This is a genomic window from Helicobacter sp. (genome assembly GCF_022511165.1).
Taxonomy (GTDB): domain Bacteria; phylum Campylobacterota; class Campylobacteria; order Campylobacterales; family Helicobacteraceae; genus Helicobacter_C.
This window is the reverse complement of record NZ_JAFLSB010000079.1, coordinates 1-1,783: the sequence shown is the minus strand read 5'-3', so window position 1 is coordinate 1,783 and position 1,783 is coordinate 1. Positions and strand designations below refer to the sequence as shown.

Annotated in this window: 2 protein-coding genes; both read left to right on the top strand. The window is 38.8% G+C overall.

The window, feature by feature from the left end; genetic code table 11:
• The coding region (locus J1E28_RS07780) for a TylF/MycF/NovP-related O-methyltransferase (protein WP_291028479.1) at positions 1–663 on the top strand (663 nt) is incomplete at its 5' end.
• Between the two features lie 9 nt (positions 664–672).
• A partial coding sequence (locus tag J1E28_RS07775) for a thiamine pyrophosphate-dependent enzyme (protein ID WP_291028477.1) occupies positions 673–1,783 on the top strand: 1,111 nt, incomplete at its 3' end.

Here is a 1,783-nt window from a genome sequence, read left to right as displayed (position 1 = left end):
GTGATTGTGGGGACTTTTACGGGATATTATGAAATATCCGCGCAATTACAAGAAATGGGTGTAGCTAAAGAAAAAATTGATGTGAGTTATATTGAGCTAAGCGTGAGAGCGAGGATAGCGTTTTTGGAAGATTTTGCAAAGCTATGGGGGAATCTACAAGGAGCAGTGGCAGAGCTAGGCGTGTATAGGGGGGATTTTGCAAGATATATCAATGCCGCTTTTGCTCACAGAAAGTTGTATTTATTTGATACTTTTGAGGGCTTTGCAAAAACTGATGTAAGCAGAGATTCTACAATGGCGCAGAATCTAGGAGCAAAGCATTTTGCAAATACAAGTGTGGAGTTGGTGCTTTCAAAAATGCCAAATCCTACACAATGCGTGATTCAAAAGGGCTGGTTTCCTCAAAGTGCGTTGGGCTTAGAAAAAGAGCAGTTTTGCTTTGTGAATCTTGATGCAGATTTGTATGAGCCTATTTTAGCAGGGCTAGAGTTTTTTTATCCAAGAATGGTCAAAAATGGCGTGATACTCATACACGAGTATTTTTCACAAGGCTATGTCGGCGTGAAAGAAGCAGTAGAGGCTTTTATAAAAGCCCACAAAGAGCCTATTTATAAAATGCCTATTGGCGATAGTTTGAGCATCGCACTTATCAAAACATCATAAAGGAGCATTATGCTTGATACACAAGAATTTGGCAAATTTTTAAGGAGTATGGGATTAAAAAATTTTGTAGGTGTGCCTTGCTCATACCTTGCACCGCTTATTAATGATGCAATCAATGAGCATTGCTTTATTATGGCAAATAATGAGGGTGATGCGGTAGCGATTGCAAGTGGGATAAGCATAGGAGCAGGGGCAAAAGATTCAGTATTTGGAGCAGTATTAATGCAAAATAGTGGCTTAAGCAATGCCTTAAGTCCTCTTACAAGCCTCAATCATACCTTTAGTATTCCTATTTTGGGCTTTGTTTCGTTGCGTGGGGAGCGAGATTGTAATGGAAAAAATACTGATGAGCCTCAACACGAGCTTTTAGGTGTTATCACCGATAAGCTTTTGCACACTTGCGAAATTACCTATATGTTTTTAGAATCTTCTATGCAAGAGGCACAAGCGCAAGTAAGAGAGGCTTTGAAGATTCTAAACAGCAATAAAAGTGTATTTTTTATCGTGCGTGATAAGACTTTTAATCAAGTAGCATTAACGCACAATCCGCTTGAAATGGAAGATTGCAAAGATTTTAAAGACTTTAAAGAGCTTCATTACATAGAGCAATATCACAAGGGTAAAGATACAAAACCCTCCAGAGAAGAGGCTTTGCGCGTTATATCTACCCTCTCTTTGAAGGCAGGAGCTATTGTTTTGGCAACCACAGGCAAATGCGGACGCGAACTTTATGAAATAGGTGATTATGCTAATCAGCTTTATATGGTTGGTTCAATGGGCTGTGTGAGCTCTCTAGGATTAGGTATTGCGCTTTCTAGCTCACACAAGGTGATTGCTATTGATGGGGATTCTGCTTTGCTAATGAGGTTAGGGGCATTAAGCACAAATGCTTATTATGCGAGAAATAGGGATAATTTTTGTCATATTTTGCTCGATAATCAAAGCCACGATAGCACAGGAGGACAATTTAATCTTTCTCCTTGTGTTGATTTTGCTCAAATTGCAGCTTATTGTGGATATGCCTTTGTCTATAGAGCAACTAGCTTAGAGGATTTAAAGCAATATATAGAATCTTTTTTAGATTCTACGCAAAAGGGGGCGTATTTTATTTATGTAGATA